The following is a 298-nucleotide window of genomic DNA, read 5'->3' as shown; positions in this document are numbered from 1 at the left end:
AGACAATGGATCATACGGACAGATGCTTCAGTTTGCCTGGTCCAAGAACGGATTGAATGGATCGCTTCTTATTGCAGATGTCGGTCAGCATATTGAACGTTTTGAGTTTGCTGATGGCACGACGCTCAGCGAGATTAAGGTACTTAATGATGGTGAACGCCTTGAGTTGCATGGCACTGATGGCGATGACATCATCAAGGGTGGCTCTGCCAGCAGTTTGATTTATGCCGGTAAGGGCAATGACACTCTGGAAGCTGGTGCTTACGGAGGCTGGTGGCAGCATTTGCGGGGCGAGGAA

At 50.0% G+C, this 298-nt stretch carries 1 protein-coding gene; it reads left to right on the top strand.

Annotation, left to right across the window (positions count from 1 at the left end):
- Window positions 1-22: 22 nt before the first annotated feature.
- Window positions 23-298 (top strand): hypothetical protein (locus AC3CB2_RS23495; protein ID WP_352936793.1); only part of this gene is annotated, 276 nt, incomplete at its 3' end.

This window comes from Pseudovibrio sp. SCP20 (genome assembly GCF_057774105.1).
The sequence above is the reverse complement of the archived record's forward strand: the minus strand, read 5'-3'. Positions and strand labels throughout refer to the sequence as shown.